Consider the following 17,910-nt stretch of genomic DNA (forward strand, 5'->3'; position numbering starts at 1 on the left):
CCCCGGCATAGCCGGGGGTTTACCGGATTAAATTAAACTGGATGACGGCGGTGTTAAGATTGTCATTCACTGCAGCCGAGACGCGCGTAGGAGGGCTATAGACCCTGCTACAGGCCAGAAGGGAAGCATCAACCAGCATGTCCGCCGACAAGTAAACGACATCCCCCTTTTTGGGTATCCTTGTGTGGTCGAGATTGAGCTGGCGCAGGTTTATATTAACAAGGGCGAACGCCGCATTGAGGGGTGTGATTTTGTTGATAAAGGGTGCCGTTTCACTCACCGATTTTGCCGACTGATCAGTGGATTATGTCGGCATATGTCTATTCAAGCGGTTTCCAGACATTTGGATATACGATGGGAAACGGTCAAGAATATCGACAGGGCATACCTTATTGAAACTCTCCCTACGCTTGATCCTGCAGAGCTAACTGGCTTGGAATATATTGGTGTAGATGAAGTTGCCCGGGCGAAAGGTCATGACTACATGACGGTGGTCTACGATATGGTTGGCGGTCATCTGATCTGGGTTGAAGCAGGCCGAACTGCCGAGGTTTTTTCAAGGTTTTTGAAACAACTGCAACCAGATACAGCCTGCAAAATAAAGGCCGTAGCGATGGATATGGGGCCTGCCTACCAAAAGGCTGTCAGAGAGTCCTTGCCGTTGGCCGACATAGTATTTGACCGTTTCCACGTCATGAAAAACTACAGCAAAGCTATCCATAATCAGCGTCGACTTGAGTTCAGAAAGGCCGATCCAAGTGGTAAAGAGTTGATGAAAGGGACACATTATCTGTTGCTCAAAAATGCGGATAAGTTGAGTGAAAAACAAAGTGACAAGCTGCAAAGGTTGCTGGAGAGCAATAGCAACCTGAATGCACTTTACGTCTTGAAAGAACAGCTTCAGCTGCTGTGGAGTGCCGCTTCATTTGAGGCGATGGCGGAGCAACTGGAACGTTGGTGCCTGATAGCAGATCAGTCACAGATGCTCTATCTAAAAAAGTTCGCGAAATCCCTACGGAAACATTGTGTGGGCATCTGCAACTACGCCAAACACAAGCTCACAAGCGCCAGGATAGAGGCTGGTAATGTCAGTATAGGAATGATCCGTAAGCGAGCCAGAGGCATCAAGGATACCGAATACTTCAAACTCAAAATTAGACAATCATCCATTCCAGATAATCAATCTATGCTCTATTTGAAATCCTAAATCTACTCAACAAAGCGGAGAAGTGCCTTAAAGATCAATAAAACAATGTTTTACAAAAACAATATTAAATAACTTTCAGTCTATTCAATATTTATTCGCCCTCAAACCCCCTCCTTCTTAAGCACCCCCGCAATATGAATTTGATTCATATTGCCTATGCTAAACACGAATTAGACGAATATCTTTTGGTGTTTTACTAATCTAATTACGACGTTACGACCTTTTGGGGGCACGGCAAAAATACTTCTAAAGCTAGGGGTAACAATGTGGAGGTTCTCACTGTTATGCCTTCGCTGACGAGGGATTTCTGCTGTCCGAAACATCCCTATAAAATTAACCCCAATAAATTTGTCAAAACCAATTATTACCAGAATTTCAGAGGAAAATATGTCAGATACAAAACTTGAACTACTAACCCCGGCAAACTCTCAACTAATTTTTATTGATCACCAACCACAAATGGCCTTTGGGGTTCAAAGCATTGACCGACAGGTTTTAAAAAATAATGTCGTAGCTTTGGCTAAGGCTGCAAAGACATTTGAGGTACCGACAACGATTACAACGGTTGAAACGGAAAGCTTTTCTGGCTTTACCTACCCGGAACTTCTCGCCGTATACCCCGACCATCCATTGTTGGAAAGAACATCCTTAACACCTTCCCCCGCTTGAAAGCAGGGGATTTTCGGGGCGGTTAGCCCGTCAGGTTGACGCTTCACAGGGGAGCCAGTGCTACCCTCCACGTCCAGCAACGGTGTGTTCCACCGCCGTTTGGGTAAAAGCGAAACAGCTTGGTTATCACTGTTTCAAACGCAATCTACCACCAATCGGTGGCAACGTAAAGAAAGGCCGCGCTTCCTCCCCGACCTAAAGGACGGTGTAGAGCGTCAACCACTTTGTCCGGTTGCGTCAACCACCTTGGCCGCTTTTGATGCGGCTGTGATCTGACGTTTATTTACGATGCTTCAGGCATATTTTTCACCTTTTTGTTTGTGGTTTTCCGCAACATTTTTTTGAGATTTTGGGCGGCTTCCCATTGTCTGTAGCTGTCGATATTCATCTCAAGAATGGTTGAGTGGTGAACAAGACGATCGATTGCTGCAACGGTCATGGCCTTATCTTGAAAAATATTGTCCCATCCGCTAAAAGGTTGATTGGCAGCAATTGCAATACTTCGGTACTCATATCGTCTGGCGATCAATTCAAAGAGCACGGATGTTTCAGATATATCCCTTTGTGCATAGGTAATATCATCGAGAATGATGAGATCAAATTTATCGAGTTTTGCGAGGGCGTTTTCGAGCATAAGTTCACGTCTGGCAGCCTGGAGTTTTTGCACCAGATCACTGGTTTGCGTATAGAGCACACGGTATCCAGCCTCTATAAGAGCATAACCTACGGCGCATAGGAGATGAGTTTTTCCTCCCCCTGAATTTCCAATGGCAATCAGATTTGCTCTTGCGTCAATCCAGTCACCGGCAGACAAGGCTTCGACCTGCGCCTTTTTCACGTTAGGCAGCCGCTTGAAGTTAAAAGTGGCCAGAGTTTTTCCGCCCAGCAGGTTTGATGCGTTGAGATGGCGTTGAATGCGTCGCGTGTCCCTTTCGGCCAATTCATATTCGGCCAAAACGGCAAGGAACCTGGCTGCTGACCAGCCCTCCTTGTCGGATTGGATTGCGATATCTTGCCAGTGTTTGTGAAAGCTGGGTAATCGTAAGTCAGTTAGCATAAGAGGCAGCTTGTGCTGATCCACTTCAATGTTTGTCATGCCCGATCCTCCAACAGAGTATCAAAGACTGATAATGAAGGTTGAACCACGGGAATATCAGGAGGTAAATCCGTGTTCTTTTTTGTGATATTCAGCTTAAGTTTTTTTGCGCAAGGTAGCCTTCCTGCATTGATTTCTCTCGAAATCAGGTGCGCGACTTCGGCCTCACAAGCCTCTTCGTGCGCAAGGAAAAGTATCCCAACCATCTGACGACACGCATCTCTGCGGGACAACTTTTTCTGAAACAATGTCCAGGCCAGGGAGTACTCGGTTCTTGGAAAAATACTGTCACGATAAATAGAATTGGCGAGTGCCTGAGGTTTACGTTTGAGAGCATGAATGACGTGATGATAATTGATAACATGAATGCGGGGGCCTTTGCCGTGCCCCCGCTCACGAGAATGGCTGACGACATGAGTGCTGCCTAGATAGGCTTCTATCCGGTTATCGTAAATATGGACACGCAAGCGTTGACCAATTAGGCGAGAAGGGGCGCTATAAAAAACCTGCTTAACTAAAAAACCACTTGTTTTGGTAACTCTCGACACGACTTCAGTGTAATCTGTTGTTCGCCGAGGAGGTAACGCCTTGAGAGATTTCAACTCTGTTTGGATATCTTGGTCACGATGTTTGTTCCGTCTAGCAATCAGCTCGTCCAAAAATCGCCGATACTCATCCAAAGTGTCAAAGTCATTACTGCCACGCAAAATCAGGGCCTGCTTTATCGCAGTCTTAAGGTGACCGTGGTGAGATTCAATGGCACCGTTCTCGTGTGATTCCCCTCTGTTATTTCGACTGGCCTCCATACCGTAGTGCTCAACAAAAGCAGAATAACGTTTGGTAATGTCCTCCTTTTCCTCAACGCTCAAATTCCGAAAGGCCGCAGACAGGCTGTCGGTCCGGTGGTTTTCAGGAGCGCCCCCCAAGGACCAAAGCGCATTTTGTAAGTTCTCCGCAAGGGCTGTAAAACTCTCACCGCCAAGTACGACCCCAACATGTTCCCATCGGCTATATACCAGAACAAAATGATAGAGCCGATGCACCAAAGGATCTCCTGCAATGGTAATACTTAAGTCGGCTGCATCCGTGAAATCTGATTGGCCCATGTAACCCGGCTCAGGTGTTTGCCTGAAAATGATATCCTTTTCAGGGCCATTCAGAGCCCGCCATCCCCGAACTCGGCGCTCTAACGTGCGCTTGACACGGTCATCGGGAAAACGGAGCGGATAGAGGCTCTGTATGTGGCGCAACAAAGTAATGGGTTTGACCGAGTTGTCTTTATCCAAAATGGGAAGGATGTCCTTATCCCAGATATCTTCAAGCGGATCAGAAACTGTTCGCCCTCGCTTTATATTGCGTTGTGACGGTAAAGTCGCATCAACGTCAAATCGGCGGGCCGTGCGTTCGCTAAACCCTGCGCGGGCAGCGGCGGTTCGTTGACCATGAGTTTTTCTATCTGTCATGTAAAGTCTCAGTTGTTCATCTGTGATAAATTTATACGGCAAACAGGTTCCTCCAATTACATCTAGAGGTTCCTAATTTATCAACTCACAGCAGCTTGTAACTAACACCAAATTAAGCCTTGGCCGGTGGATCTGATTATCAAACGGGCACGCCCTTTTTAATGATCAGATCCACCGGCCAAGGTGGTTGTCGCAACCGGCCAAGGTTATTGTCGCTGAACAGGACGGGGTATCCGCGCGAGATTTTAGATGAGCGTCAAAGCCATGGGGAGAAGCTAGCGCCAGTAGCTGCAATATAAAACTTATTCAGCTTGGAGGCGAGGTTTCTATCTCACCTCCAAGCAACGGCAGTTATCAAAATTTTGATATTGATATTTAGCCCAAACTTGATCGACAAAAGAACAATTTTGAGCAAGTTAAATGACCCCCGGCAAAGCCGGGGGCTTAAGCGGGTGAGCCCCTTAAAGGGGCAAATTGGGAACCGCTAAAGCGGTTATGGATTGAATATATCCATTTGGTCAAAGTACTTATCACGCTCTTCTTGCGTTCTGATATACTCCCTCACCATCTGTTCATCGAGCCCTACAGTTGAGACGAAATATCCACGGGCCCAAAAATTTTCACCCTTGAAATTCCGTGCTTTATTTTTGAATTTTCGAGCTATGGCAATCGCGCTTTTTCCTTTTAGGTATCCAACGACTTTTGAAACAGCATGTTTGGGCGGTATGCTGATACACATGTGAATGTGATCCGGCATCAAATGGCCCTCCTCAATCTTACTTTCGCGATGCCCGGCCAGTTCATGGAAAATTTCACCAAGATACTGACGTAGGTTGCCATAGATAACTTTTTGCCTGCGTTTAGGGATGAAAACCACGTGGTATTTACAATCCCATCTCGTATGTGCAAGGCTTTTGTAATCTCTCATCGGCTAATTCCTTTGTTATTTTGGTCAATAAACAAAGAAATGTAAGACCGTGGGAACGGTCAAACCATTGAGAGTCCCCCGGCATAGCCGGGGGTTTACCGGATTAAATTAACTTCTCTTTTCTCAGGAAATCATACTGAATTGAGGTTGGAGCATGAGCCCTAAGCTTGAAACAATAAAGCATGCCAATTGGATGGAGCTATTTTTCGATTTGGTGTTTGTATTTGCAATTGCCAAGGCAACGCATGTCCTTTCACACCTCCATGAAGGACACCTAGACTGGTCTCAACTTGGAATTTTTGTCCTCATTATGATACCTATTTGGTGGGCTTGGACGGGCCACACAATGTTTGCCACCCGGTTTGATACAGAGGATACCACTCAACGCTTTTTGACTTTAGTGCAAATGCTCGCGGTAGTCTTTTTTACCTCCTTCATTAGCCCCGACTTCGACCGAAATTATCATGGTTTTTTATTTTCATATTTAGCAATCAGAATATTACTTATCCTCATGTACGCACGTGCTTCTTCTTTAATGCCTGAAGCCATTCCCATTAGTAAACACTTAGGTATAGGCTTTTCTATTGGCCTAACCATAAGCTTCACATCTATTTTTGTGGACCCTCCTTTTCGCTATCTATGGTTATATTCAGGGATTTTGATCGAAATCCTTACACCATTTCTTTGCAGGAAAACCTTAAAACTTATCTCAGTGAACTCTCATCACATGCCCGAAAGATTTGGGTTGTTGACGATAATTCTTCTGGGAGAAACGGTTATTGCTATTGCGACAAAGCTTGGTGATCTTACCTGGATACTATCGACACCATTTATGGCGATTAATGGATTTATCGCCATTTGTTGTAGAGCGTCAACCACTTTGTCCGGTTGCGTCAACCACCTTGGCCGCTTTTGATGCGGCTGTGATCTGACGTTTATTTACGATGCTTCAGGCATATTTTTCACCTTTTTGTTTGTGGTTTTCCGCAACATTTTTTTGAGATTTTGGGCGGCTTCCCATTGTCTGTAGCTGTCGATATTCATCTCAAGAATGGTTGAGTGGTGAACAAGACGATCGATTGCTGCAACGGTCATGGCCTTATCTTGAAAAATATTGTCCCATCCGCTAAAAGGTTGATTGGCAGCAATTGCAATACTTCGGTACTCATATCGTCTGGCGATCAATTCAAAGAGCACGGATGTTTCAGATATATCCCTTTGTGCATAGGTAATATCATCGAGAATGATGAGATCAAATTTATCGAGTTTTGCGAGGGCGTTTTCGAGCATAAGTTCACGTCTGGCAGCCTGGAGTTTTTGCACCAGATCACTGGTTTGCGTATAGAGCACACGGTATCCAGCCTCTATAAGAGCATAACCTACGGCGCATAGGAGATGAGTTTTTCCTCCCCCTGAATTTCCAATGGCAATCAGATTTGCTCTTGCGTCAATCCAGTCACCGGCAGACAAGGCTTCGACCTGCGCCTTTTTCACGTTAGGCAGCCGCTTGAAGTTAAAAGTGGCCAGAGTTTTTCCGCCCAGCAGGTTTGATGCGTTGAGATGGCGTTGAATGCGTCGCGTGTCCCTTTCGGCCAATTCATATTCGGCCAAAACGGCAAGGAACCTGGCTGCTGACCAGCCCTCCTTGTCGGATTGGATTGCGATATCTTGCCAGTGTTTGTGAAAGCTGGGTAATCGTAAGTCAGTTAGCATAAGAGGCAGCTTGTGCTGATCCACTTCAATGTTTGTCATGCCCGATCCTCCAACAGAGTATCAAAGACTGATAATGAAGGTTGAACCACGGGAATATCAGGAGGTAAATCCGTGTTCTTTTTTGTGATATTCAGCTTAAGTTTTTTTGCGCAAGGTAGCCTTCCTGCATTGATTTCTCTCGAAATCAGGTGCGCGACTTCGGCCTCACAAGCCTCTTCGTGCGCAAGGAAAAGTATCCCAACCATCTGACGACACGCATCTCTGCGGGACAACTTTTTCTGAAACAATGTCCAGGCCAGGGAGTACTCGGTTCTTGGAAAAATACTGTCACGATAAATAGAATTGGCGAGTGCCTGAGGTTTACGTTTGAGAGCATGAATGACGTGATGATAATTGATAACATGAATGCGGGGGCCTTTGCCGTGCCCCCGCTCACGAGAATGGCTGACGACATGAGTGCTGCCTAGATAGGCTTCTATCCGGTTATCGTAAATATGGACACGCAAGCGTTGACCAATTAGGCGAGAAGGGGCGCTATAAAAAACCTGCTTAACTAAAAAACCACTTGTTTTGGTAACTCTCGACACGACTTCAGTGTAATCTGTTGTTCGCCGAGGAGGTAACGCCTTGAGAGATTTCAACTCTGTTTGGATATCTTGGTCACGATGTTTGTTCCGTCTAGCAATCAGCTCGTCCAAAAATCGCCGATACTCATCCAAAGTGTCAAAGTCATTACTGCCACGCAAAATCAGGGCCTGCTTTATCGCAGTCTTAAGGTGACCGTGGTGAGATTCAATGGCACCGTTCTCGTGTGATTCCCCTCTGTTATTTCGACTGGCCTCCATACCGTAGTGCTCAACAAAAGCAGAATAACGTTTGGTAATGTCCTCCTTTTCCTCAACGCTCAAATTCCGAAAGGCCGCAGACAGGCTGTCGGTCCGGTGGTTTTCAGGAGCGCCCCCCAAGGACCAAAGCGCATTTTGTAAGTTCTCCGCAAGGGCTGTAAAACTCTCACCGCCAAGTACGACCCCAACATGTTCCCATCGGCTATATACCAGAACAAAATGATAGAGCCGATGCACCAAAGGATCTCCTGCAATGGTAATACTTAAGTCGGCTGCATCCGTGAAATCTGATTGGCCCATGTAACCCGGCTCAGGTGTTTGCCTGAAAATGATATCCTTTTCAGGGCCATTCAGAGCCCGCCATCCCCGAACTCGGCGCTCTAACGTGCGCTTGACACGGTCATCGGGAAAACGGAGCGGATAGAGGCTCTGTATGTGGCGCAACAAAGTAATGGGTTTGACCGAGTTGTCTTTATCCAAAATGGGAAGGATGTCCTTATCCCAGATATCTTCAAGCGGATCAGAAACTGTTCGCCCTCGCTTTATATTGCGTTGTGACGGTAAAGTCGCATCAACGTCAAATCGGCGGGCCGTGCGTTCGCTAAACCCTGCGCGGGCAGCGGCGGTTCGTTGACCATGAGTTTTTCTATCTGTCATGTAAAGTCTCAGTTGTTCATCTGTGATAAATTTATACGGCAAACAGGTTCCTCCAATTACATCTAGAGGTTCCTAATTTATCAACTCACAGCAGCTTGTAACTAACACCAAATTAAGCCTTGGCCGGTGGATCTGATTATCAAACGGGCACGCCCTTTTTAATGATCAGATCCACCGGCCAAGGTGGTTGTCGCAACCGGCCAAGGTTATTGTCGCTGAACAATTTGTGCAGTTTGGTGGTTATATTTTGAAACCCACGAAGAAAAAGCAATTGGTAAAGAGTTAGGTACCGGGCAAAGAATTTTATATGGCCATTTAGGTATTTATTGCGCCCTATCAACTTTATCGGTTGCAATTAGCTTCTCAATAAGTGGGGAACTTAACCCTCTTCAACAAACTTTGTTGACGACAATTGGTGTTATTACCTTCCTGGCCTCCTTTTTTCTTTGTTATGGCAAAAAAATTCTTTCTTCCAGGGCCCAGAGAATTGCAATGATAGTTTTTTTCATATCTATCTCTGTAATTTATTCAGCTGCTTTGCTGCGATTTTACGAGATGCTGTTATTTATGTAGTCGAGAGCCTCAACAGCAGAGTGAAAACTTAAAACCCAAACAGGAATTTAGTTAAATGACCCCCGGCAAAGCCGGGGGCTTAAGCGGGTGAGCCCCTTAAAGGGGCAAATTGGGAACCGCTAAAGCGGTTATGGATTGAATATATCCATTTGGTCAAAGTACTTATCACGCTCTTCTTGCGTTCTGATATACTCCCTCACCATCTGTTCATCGAGCCCTACAGTTGAGACGAAATATCCACGGGCCCAAAAATTTTCACCCTTGAAATTCCGTGCTTTATTTTTGAATTTTCGAGCTATGGCAATCGCGCTTTTTCCTTTTAGGTATCCAACGACTTTTGAAACAGCATGTTTGGGCGGTATGCTGATACACATGTGAATGTGATCCGGCATCAAATGGCCCTCCTCAATCTTACTTTCGCGATGCCCGGCCAGTTCATGGAAAATTTCACCAAGATACTGACGTAGGTTGCCATAGATAACTTTTTGCCTGCGTTTAGGGATGAAAACCACGTGGTATTTACAATCCCATCTCGTATGTGCAAGGCTTTTGTAATCTCTCATCGGCTAATTCCTTTGTTATTTTGGTCAATAAACAAAGAAATGTAAGACCGTGGTAACGGTCAAACCATTGAGAGTCCCCCGGCATAGCCGGGGGTTTACCGGATTAAATTAATAGACCGACGTATCTCTGTATACTGTTTCGGTGACGCGGACACTCAACTATCGCATAACGTGTAATTAATTATAAATTTACCGTTATGAGGGATAATTATCTTCTCTGGATTTCTGCAGGAGATCGTTAAGCTATGCTCGCTAACAAAAAAACTCCCCTCATAACTTCCATCGTTGTAATTCTAGCCATCGGCGGCGTCATGCTTAGCGCAAAAGCGTCATTTTTTGGTTTTGGCCAAAAGGTCGAATTCGTGTCCGCGTGGGGCAGCAAAGGCAATGGCGATGGACAGTTTCTCTATCTCGAGGATTTCGCCCTGGATGCCTCTGGCAATTTATTGGCCACTGACGCTATACGATCGAATGTTCAAATCTTCAGCCCCGATGGAGAATTTCTATCTAAAATCGACACCTTCAATAATGATCGTGATAGCTTTCAAAAACCTGAAGGCGTCGCCGTTGACACCCAGGGTAACATCTATGGTGGAGATTACCTTTCCGGATATATCCACAAATTTGATACAAACCATAATTTGCTTAAGACATTTTCAGGTCCCGGCAAGGAAGAAGGCCAAACCATCGAAGCCGAATTTATGACCGTTACACCCGATGGACTAATCTATATTGCGGAAGCTGGTAATCACCGTATCAGCACCTTTAATCTGGATGGAGAATTTCAATTCGTCTTCGGCGGTCCTGGTCAGAATGCTGAAAACCTGAAACGCCCGGAAGCTGCCAAACATGCATCTGATGGCACTATTTATGTTACCGATTACGGCAATAATCGCATCCAAAAATTCACCCCGGACGGCAAACTAATCAGTGTTTTTGGAAAGGAAGGAACGGCACCAGGGGAGTTCCGCAACCCAACGGGCATCGCATTTGACAAATTTGGCAACATTTACATCTGTGATCTCGGCAATAACCGTATTCAGGTTTTCAACAAAGATCATGAACTGAAATATATCTGGGGCGAAGAAGGCCTGGCGCAGGGTCAATTCTCCAATCTTCATGGCCTGATTGTTGATGATGACGGCTATGTCTATGTCGCGGATACGGGTAACAATCGGATCCAAAAGTTCCGTATCCTGGATTTTGGGGAATGAATTTCCAACCAACTTTTCTCGATTTCACAGGGAGTTAGCTTTGTTGAACATTCCCCAAATAAATGTAAGCGGACTGACCATAACGGCAAGGATCTACACCATCTTTACCATTATTGTGAGTACTCTGGTACTATTGCTCAGCGTGACAGTCTTCTTTTTCCTACAAATAGATCAAAAAGAGCACCAGAATAAAGCTTTGTTAGAGCAATCGATTGAATTCGCCTATTTTGAAACTGTGCTACATAAAACTCAAACTGGTCTTCATCAAGGAGATCATGAGCAATTAGAGAATATAAATCCCCGTGAATTACTGGCTCTGAGTGAGAACATGTTATCCAGTTTTTCTCGCTTAATTGCTCATGCAGAGAAGTGGAATCTCAAAGAAGAATTACAGCTCGCGGAAAAACATAAGTCCATCGTCTATCAATACCGTGATGATTTCTTTACGGCTATTGCAACAATGATGGCAGGAGATATAGAGAAAGCCAAAACGCTAACCGAGCTAAACTTGGAACCCGCTGGTAAGATTCTCCAAGTCTTTATAGAACGTACCAATGATCAACGTCGCTATGCCCTAGCCAACTTAGATGCAGAAATTGCACAGCTAAAAATTATAACTTTTACAACCATCATCTCTGTTTCCATCCTGGGTGCAGGAGTTCTATTGTTAACTCTGAGCCATTTAAGCCGGGCAGTAATACACCCGCTCCGCAGACTTACCGATCAAATTACAAACATTGGGGCCTTTAGTGATCTTTCGCAACGTGTTGACGTAACAGGGAACGATGAAATTAGCCTTCTCGGTCGTGCCTTTAATAACACATTATCAAAGGCAACAGCATCGGAGAAAGCCAGGGCAGATTTCATTGCAACGATCAGTCATGAAATTCGTACACCGATGAATGGAGTGATTGGTATGACCGAGCTTTTAATGGATGAAGAATTGACAACCATCCAAAAGAGCCGGGCCAACACAATCCTGGAATCTGCACGCTCCCTACTCGTACTATTGAACGATATTCTCGATTTTTCAAAAATTGGCGACGACAAGCTTGAACTGGAGGAGGAGGATTTTTACCTCGATGAACTCGTAGAGCAAACCCTGCAAATTCTCAGTGCGCGTTCGCGAAAAAAAGGGGTCGAGCTGGGATCCTACATTATGCCTGGCAGCCCTGTGGCCATTGAAGGTGATGCCAACCGTATGCGCCAAATATTGAATAATCTTGTTGGGAATGCCATTAAATTCACCGATCACGGCATGATCAATATTGATGTCACAGTTCTGGAAAATAGTGATCACAAGGTTAAATTTCGCATCGAGGTTCAAGACACTGGTATTGGCATTCCAGGAGATTTTATCCCCCATATTTTTGACGATTTTACCCAGGCTGATTCATCCCTGGAAAGACGCTACGAAGGATCAGGTCTTGGCTTGTCTATCACCCACAAACTCGTGAACTTGATGGGGGGTGAGATCGGTGTGGAGAGTACTCTTGGCGAGGGCAGTACCTTTTGGCTTGAACTTACATTTCCCAAAAGCACCAAGGAGCGCATTCCTTTCAATATGCGGTACAAAGAACTGGCGGGACTATCTGTATTGGTCATCGATGATAATGAAACCAACCGCCGTGTGTTTCATTCCTATCTGTCTTCCATCGGATGTCAGGTTCATATCGCCGCCAGTGGCGCTGAAGGAATAGATCTGGTGCGCTCTCATATCAATCAGGGGACTGGTTTCGACGTGGTTGTTACGGACCATTGCATGCCCAAAATTTCCGGCGTTGATTTCGCACAATTAATAAGAAGCGATGACGATCTTGCCGGATTGAAGCTGATCCTGGTTTCTTCTGCTCAAAAACCGGGAGAGGAAAAATGGGCCAAGGAAAAAGGGTTTAACGGCTTTATGGTCAGGCCCATCAGGCGCGCTGAATTGTTTGACCAAATTGCAGATGTTCTCGGTCTTTGCGTCGATGCCCCACCTGCCTCTCAAACGAATGATCCTATCAATAGCAATCAAAATATTTCTCTGTATATTCTACTGGCCGAAGATAATCGGACCAACCGCGATGTCGCCCTCGGCTTTCTGAAACGGATGGGCCATCGGGTGGATATTGCAGAGAACGGCCAGGAAGCCGTCAGCGCCACGCAGGGAAATCATTACGACCTTATCCTGATGGACATTCAAATGCCGGAAATGGACGGTTTGGAAGCCACCCGGCAAATCCGCCAAATGAATAGCCATTGCCGAAACATACCGATCATTGCCGCTACCGCTCATGTCATGAAAGGCGACAAACAAAAGTTCATCGATGTCGGCATGAGTGATTATGTGTCTAAACCACTCAACAGAAAAAAACTGTCGGATATCCTCTCTCATTGGGGCCACGGCCAAGAACCTGAAGTTCAAATACCCCATGACAATACCGAAGCAGAAAATAGCACAGAAAACGCCATCGTTGATCGGGCGATGCTCAAGGATATGATGGACTTCTTTGACAAAGAGACTTTCAACGGATTGTTAAAGGATTATCTAAACGAACTCCCAGGAATGATGGACCGCCTGAGGAAAAGCATTAAAGACGGTGATTATGACACGGTTAAACTTGATGCTCATACCATAAAAGGAATGTCAGGATCCATGTATGTTGTCAGCATGGAAAGGCAGGCCAGTGAGATGATGAAAGCCTGTGACGAAGGTCGAACCGATGATATCGAACAGCTGGTTCAGGGCCTATCCCAAAGCGCCTGTGAGGCCGAGGTAATATTAACACAGATGGCTGAGTAGTATCGTTAGCCGGTTCAGTCCTTACCTCCCTTAAATACAAGCCCCCTGATCTGGCTATAAAGTTTTCGCTGTCTTTAACTCCATGTTTAAGGGCCATAGGTTACTCTGTAAGGGCTCAGCTTTATTTCATCACAAGAACAAGATGCTGAACTGAAAAGAGCGACATGGCTTAGCCCCTTTTAAACTCATGTTTAATTTACTACATTAGCTTTGCATCAGCTATCATAAGTGACTATGTCTTGAGAGCTACCTGTAACGATAAAATGAGTATCACCCTATAAATGCAAGACCTGTACAAAATCCTCGGAACCAGCAAGACTGCTTCAGACGCAGAGATTAAAGCTGCCTACCGTAAGCTCGCCAAAAAATACCACCCGGACCTTAATCCGGACGACAAGGCTATTGAGCACAAGTTCAAAGAGGTATCACAGGCCTATAACATTCTCGGGGATGCGAAGAAAAAACAGCAGTATGACCAAGGGCAGATAGATGCCACGGGTCAACCCAAAAGTCCTTTCCATGGTGGCTATACCCATCAAGGCGCCCCACGTGGCGAAGCTTCAGGTGGATTTGATTTTGGCCAGGAAATGGATATCGGGGATATTTTCTCCGACTTGTTTGGTGGAAGACAACGAAACCCACGTGGCCCAGGCGGCGGCCCAGGCCGTGTCCCCAAACGCAAGGGAAGTGATGTCCGTTACGAATGCAGCGTTAATTTTGTCGAAGCAGCGGCAGGCGCCAAAAAACGCATCAATCTGGCCGATGGAAAAACCCTGAATATTACCATCCCCCCCGGTACCAACGACAAACAGGTTCTACGACTTAAAAATCAAGGCCTTCCGGGTAAGGGCGGCGCCCCTAATGGGGATGCTAATATTGAAATTCGGATCGAAGAACATCCGATGTTTACCCGCAAAGGCTACAACGTTCACCTAGACCTTCCTATTACACTCATGGAAGCCGTGGAGGGCACAACGCTCACCGTTCCAACCGTGACAGGCAAGGTTAAGGTTAAAATACCAGCTGATTCCAATACAGGAACAATCCTGCGTCTTAAAGGCAAAGGCATCGATGACATAAAAGGCCATAACCGCGGCGACCAACTCATCCGCCTCCAGGTAACATTGCCAAACGAGACCGACAAAGAATTGCGCGATTTCCTACGTGGCTGGTCTAAATCAAAAGACTATGATCCACGAAAAGATACCGGATTGTTTGATTAAAGAGTACTTTCATCAAACAATCCCGTTTATCGGTCTTACCAATTTTCATTCAGACTGCGGGCCTGAGGCAGCTTTCGTCTAGGCTGCCCTTGCATATGAGCGCCTGAGCGCATAAATAGAGGCCCAATTACTTAACACGCGTCAAAAACTGACGCCAAATTTGTCGCGCCATGTTTGCGCTGGCATCTTTATGACGAGGACCCACTATCATGAAAACCTTTGACGATATTGTCATCGATCTGGATGTCAGCGGATCAGAACTATCTGATTGGATCGAAAGTAACTGGGTCTTGCCAACACAAGAAGATGGAACACTTATCTTCAACGACGAAGATGAAGCACGTGTAAGACTATTGCGCGAGTTGATCCACGACATCGGCGCGAATTACGAAGCGATGCCTATTATCCTCAGATCTATGGATCAGGTATATAACCTCCGTAAACTTCTCGGCCATTTAGCGACAGCCATCCAGTCCCTCCCCTCAGATGCTCGTCAAGATCTGGAAGACATCATTCGCAACCAGGGATAAGGTTTACTCAAGCCTAAATGTCAGAGTAGAGAGGCGCGACATAACACTGCGTCTCTCATATCTTTTCACACCCTTCCCCATCCATTGAGCCTTAGCTCGGCTGCGGCTAAGTATAGTTTCTCCCCATACTCGCGATACTCTTCCAGACAGCTATAGACAAATTTGATGTCATGACTGTCTGTTGAAGCGCGCCCCTGTTTCGAAAGTACCTCCTGTGAAAGTAGGTCTTCCTGGCCGAATGCATCTGCCCTAAAATCCTCCCCTGGAATGGTCAGAACAGCGGTGATAATTCCAGCAAAAAGCTCACGAATAAAAGTCTCTTGATCGCCAACATAAGGCAAAACCAATCTGGCCGCATGGGACGCAGTAACGGCGTGCAGGGCGGTAAAGTTGTTGGTGTGCAGGAAGACCTGCAAGCTTATTTTTGCAACTTGATCAAGCGAGAGATCGGATGCATTAAATGCGCTTGAGATGATATTTTGTCTCTCATTATCCTGAGCTGTGACAGTCATTCGGCCAGATATTGTTGCTTTGCTTGATAGTACTTCCAATTCACCCGCAAGTCGTTTTCTTACGATTTCCTTGCCGAGATCCCCCGCACCTACCTTTGAAACAACAGCTGATCGGTTTTCTTCGGGAATAACGATAAGCAAAGTGTCAGCCATATAAGCCAACCCCGCAGCAATTTCCGAGGCATCATTGGCGTCGAGGCCGTATCCCAGGCGGATGAGAGCATGGAAAGCGCTTGCAGAGACCCCTTTTGCTAAATCATCAATTCGTGGGAGCTCTTTTCCCTGGCACCCCTTGTCCTGGAAATATTTTAGATATCCCAAATAGCCCTTAGCCTTACCCAAATTGAGGTCAAAATTATCTTTTGTAATCACCAGACTATTATCGGACCTTACATTTAAGTCCAATCGCGGAAGGTTATCCTTATTAAATCTATCAATAAGTTCTTCATCCGCTCCGAGCTTTTTGAGGGCAAAAGAAGCCATCGGAAAGTGATTAGAAAACTGTTGAGGCCCAAATGTAGGCGCATAAATCTCAGCATGATCAACTGTCATTACGTTCTCTTTTCCCAATGATTAATTCCACAGAGAAAAAGTAGTAGTTCAAACTAAAATTTTCAACTTTATCGCGACATGTATTTTTAAATAATAATTAGGGTAAATAACAGGGTTAATCTACGCTTTGTAGAATCTCTTTCAGAGATTTATCACGAATGTCTATCGGCGTATCTTCCAGAGTTTTAAGCGCGCTCTCGACGCCATCCGGCCAGTTTCTTTTTGGTGCGTAATTCAAATCGAGTTCACGGAGAAGATCACCGAGGCTAACAGTGGCTAAATCCCGGCATAGCACCCAACGCCCTCGCCCGGTTCGCTCTGTTATATGCATATCTTTCAGACCATTTAATGCTTCCCCGGTAGCCTGCAAGTCGGCAGGTAATCCCTTCATCATGATGGTCTCTTTTAAAGTCGCGCCATTTTTGCCCGCTTTTTCTAGTTTTTGTAAAAGGGCTAGGATAAGGGATAGGCGATCGCCGATACCTTCGCGTTTGATATCTTTCCGCAATATGGCTCTTCGCTCGGGGAGAGCAGCAGTCAATTCCGCCCCGAGTAAGACAACCATCCAGGAAAGATACATCCAGATAAGAAAAATCGGGATCGTGGCAAGTGCACCGTAGATCGCTTGATAAGATGGAAAATAATGAAGATAAAGCCCAAACCCGCTTTTAAGAATCTCAAAGAGAGTGGTGGTTGTCATACCACCAATAAGGGCATGAAAGAATAAAACAGGGCGATTGGGGACGACCAAGAAAAGAACGGTGAAAGCGGTACAGCCGAGACCAATTGGAATGAAAGCCGTTAGAGCTGAACTCACATACCCTGATTGATCTGCCATTTGGGCAACAGCAAAACCATAACTTGATAAGGTCAAAGAAGCGCCAAGCATCAATGGCCCCAAGGTAAGAAGAGCCCAATAAACAAGAATCAAATTAAAAATAGGGCGACGCTCCTGCACCCGCCAGATGGTATTGAATGAATTTGAAATGGTATAGAGCAACATTATTGCTGTGACTGCCAAGGCCACAATACCAATCGCTGTCATATTATTGGCGTTGGCCACAAAAGAATTGAGCTGCTCAGCGATTTCAAGCTCGGCTGAAGGAAGTAGATTGTTCAGCAGGGATGCCTGTATTTCGCCTTTGGAATCTTGAAACCCAGGAAAAGCCGACATCAGCGCCAATGCAATTGTCATCATTGGTACAATTGCGAGAAGAGATGAGTAGCTCAAAGACGCGGCAACCCGCGTTCCCCGGTCCCGACCAAATCGCTTAAATACATAGCCAACAAAACGAAGGCCATTTTTCAGATTCTGTTTTTTAGCGATTCTCCTGATTTGCACCAAAAATCGCTTAAAAGTCGAATCTACCATCTAAAGTT

Annotated in this window: 17 protein-coding genes; 9 read left to right on the top strand and 8 right to left on the bottom strand. The window is 45.6% G+C overall.

Annotation, left to right across the window (positions count from 1 at the left end):
- The first annotated feature begins 31 nt into the window (after positions 1-31).
- The 3 genes from ACOGW3_RS26215 (at position 32) to ACOGW3_RS26225 (ending at position 2,152) form a co-directional block, all read left to right on the top strand.
- A complete protein-coding gene (locus tag ACOGW3_RS26215; RefSeq protein ID WP_419902857.1) occupies positions 32-1,207 on the top strand; it encodes an ISL3 family transposase in 1,176 nt (391 codons plus the stop codon).
- Between the two features lie 387 nt (positions 1,208-1,594).
- Entirely contained in the window at positions 1,595-1,876 is a 282-nt protein-coding gene (locus ACOGW3_RS26220; RefSeq protein WP_419905622.1) for a hypothetical protein, read from the top strand.
- 57 nt (positions 1,877-1,933) lie between these two features.
- On the top strand, positions 1,934-2,152 hold the full coding sequence (locus ACOGW3_RS26225) for a hypothetical protein (protein ID WP_419905623.1): 219 nt from the start codon (positions 1,934-1,936) through the stop codon (positions 2,150-2,152).
- A gap of 7 nt (positions 2,153-2,159) precedes the next feature.
- Here the strand turns inward: ACOGW3_RS26225 and istB (ACOGW3_RS26230) are convergent, their stop codons facing one another.
- From istB (ACOGW3_RS26230) to tnpA (ACOGW3_RS26240), 3 genes are all read right to left on the bottom strand, one after another.
- Positions 2,160-2,972: an IS21-like element helper ATPase IstB gene (gene istB, locus ACOGW3_RS26230; protein ID WP_419901088.1), complete on the bottom strand. Its 813-nt coding sequence runs from the start codon at positions 2,970-2,972 to the stop codon at positions 2,160-2,162.
- Positions 2,969-4,477, bottom strand: coding sequence for an IS21 family transposase (gene istA, locus ACOGW3_RS26235; protein ID WP_419901087.1), 1,509 nt, complete (start codon positions 4,475-4,477; stop codon positions 2,969-2,971). Before istA (ACOGW3_RS26235) ends, istB (ACOGW3_RS26230) begins: the two co-directional genes overlap by 4 nt.
- A gap of 451 nt (positions 4,478-4,928) precedes the next feature.
- A complete protein-coding gene (gene tnpA / locus ACOGW3_RS26240; protein WP_419901154.1) occupies positions 4,929-5,363 on the bottom strand; it encodes an IS200/IS605 family transposase in 435 nt (144 codons plus the stop codon).
- 154 nt (positions 5,364-5,517) lie between these two features.
- Here tnpA (ACOGW3_RS26240) and ACOGW3_RS26245 point away from each other — a divergent pair, with 154 nt between their 5' ends.
- On the top strand, positions 5,518-6,279 hold the full coding sequence (locus tag ACOGW3_RS26245; protein ID WP_419905624.1) for a low temperature requirement protein A: 762 nt from the start codon (positions 5,518-5,520) through the stop codon (positions 6,277-6,279).
- Positions 6,280-6,302: 23 nt separating this feature from the next.
- Here the strand turns inward: ACOGW3_RS26245 and istB (ACOGW3_RS26250) are convergent, their stop codons facing one another.
- Positions 6,303-7,115 carry an IS21-like element helper ATPase IstB gene (istB, locus tag ACOGW3_RS26250; RefSeq protein WP_419901088.1) on the bottom strand — a complete coding sequence of 271 codons (813 nt, stop codon included), beginning with the start codon at positions 7,113-7,115 and terminating at the stop codon, positions 6,303-6,305.
- Positions 7,112-8,620 (bottom strand): IS21 family transposase, encoded by a 1,509-nt coding sequence (istA, locus tag ACOGW3_RS26255; RefSeq protein WP_419901087.1) that lies wholly within the window; start codon positions 8,618-8,620, stop codon positions 7,112-7,114. Before istA (ACOGW3_RS26255) ends, istB (ACOGW3_RS26250) begins: the two co-directional genes overlap by 4 nt.
- Positions 8,621-8,800: 180 nt before the next feature.
- On the opposite strand from istA (ACOGW3_RS26255), the gene ACOGW3_RS26260 reads away from it, so the two are divergent.
- Positions 8,801-9,151: a low temperature requirement protein A gene (locus ACOGW3_RS26260; protein ID WP_419905998.1), complete on the top strand. Its 351-nt coding sequence runs from the start codon at positions 8,801-8,803 to the stop codon at positions 9,149-9,151.
- 128 nt (positions 9,152-9,279) lie between these two features.
- Here the strand turns inward: ACOGW3_RS26260 and tnpA (ACOGW3_RS26265) are convergent, their stop codons facing one another.
- Positions 9,280-9,714: an IS200/IS605 family transposase gene (gene tnpA, locus ACOGW3_RS26265; protein ID WP_419901154.1), complete on the bottom strand. Its 435-nt coding sequence runs from the start codon at positions 9,712-9,714 to the stop codon at positions 9,280-9,282.
- Between the two features lie 245 nt (positions 9,715-9,959).
- On the opposite strand from tnpA (ACOGW3_RS26265), the gene ACOGW3_RS26270 reads away from it, so the two are divergent.
- The 4 genes from ACOGW3_RS26270 to ACOGW3_RS26285 all read left to right on the top strand — a co-directional run bounded on the left by ACOGW3_RS26270 (position 9,960) and on the right by ACOGW3_RS26285 (position 15,466).
- Positions 9,960-10,928 carry a 6-bladed beta-propeller gene (locus ACOGW3_RS26270; RefSeq protein ID WP_419905625.1) on the top strand — a complete coding sequence of 323 codons (969 nt, stop codon included), beginning with the start codon at positions 9,960-9,962 and terminating at the stop codon, positions 10,926-10,928.
- Positions 10,918-13,713: a response regulator gene (locus tag ACOGW3_RS26275; protein ID WP_419905626.1), complete on the top strand. Its 2,796-nt coding sequence runs from the start codon at positions 10,918-10,920 to the stop codon at positions 13,711-13,713. Before ACOGW3_RS26270 ends, ACOGW3_RS26275 begins: the two co-directional genes overlap by 11 nt.
- Positions 13,714-13,994: 281 nt before the next feature.
- Positions 13,995-14,936 (top strand): DnaJ C-terminal domain-containing protein, encoded by a 942-nt coding sequence (locus ACOGW3_RS26280; protein ID WP_419905627.1) that lies wholly within the window; start codon positions 13,995-13,997, stop codon positions 14,934-14,936.
- Between the two features lie 209 nt (positions 14,937-15,145).
- Positions 15,146-15,466, top strand: a complete 321-nt coding sequence (locus tag ACOGW3_RS26285) for a hypothetical protein (RefSeq protein ID WP_419905628.1) — start codon at positions 15,146-15,148, stop codon at positions 15,464-15,466.
- A gap of 65 nt (positions 15,467-15,531) precedes the next feature.
- Here the strand turns inward: ACOGW3_RS26285 and ACOGW3_RS26290 are convergent, their stop codons facing one another.
- Complete coding sequence (locus tag ACOGW3_RS26290) at positions 15,532-16,530, bottom strand: questin oxidase family protein (RefSeq protein WP_419905629.1); 999 nt, start codon at positions 16,528-16,530, stop codon at positions 15,532-15,534.
- A gap of 115 nt (positions 16,531-16,645) precedes the next feature.
- Positions 16,646-17,902: a YihY family inner membrane protein gene (locus tag ACOGW3_RS26295; protein WP_419905630.1), complete on the bottom strand. Its 1,257-nt coding sequence runs from the start codon at positions 17,900-17,902 to the stop codon at positions 16,646-16,648.
- Positions 17,903-17,910 lie beyond the last annotated feature (8 nt).

Origin of the sequence: Kiloniella sp. (genome assembly GCF_965205715.1) — a bacterium.
Lineage (GTDB): Bacteria > Pseudomonadota > Alphaproteobacteria > Kiloniellales > Kiloniellaceae > Kiloniella.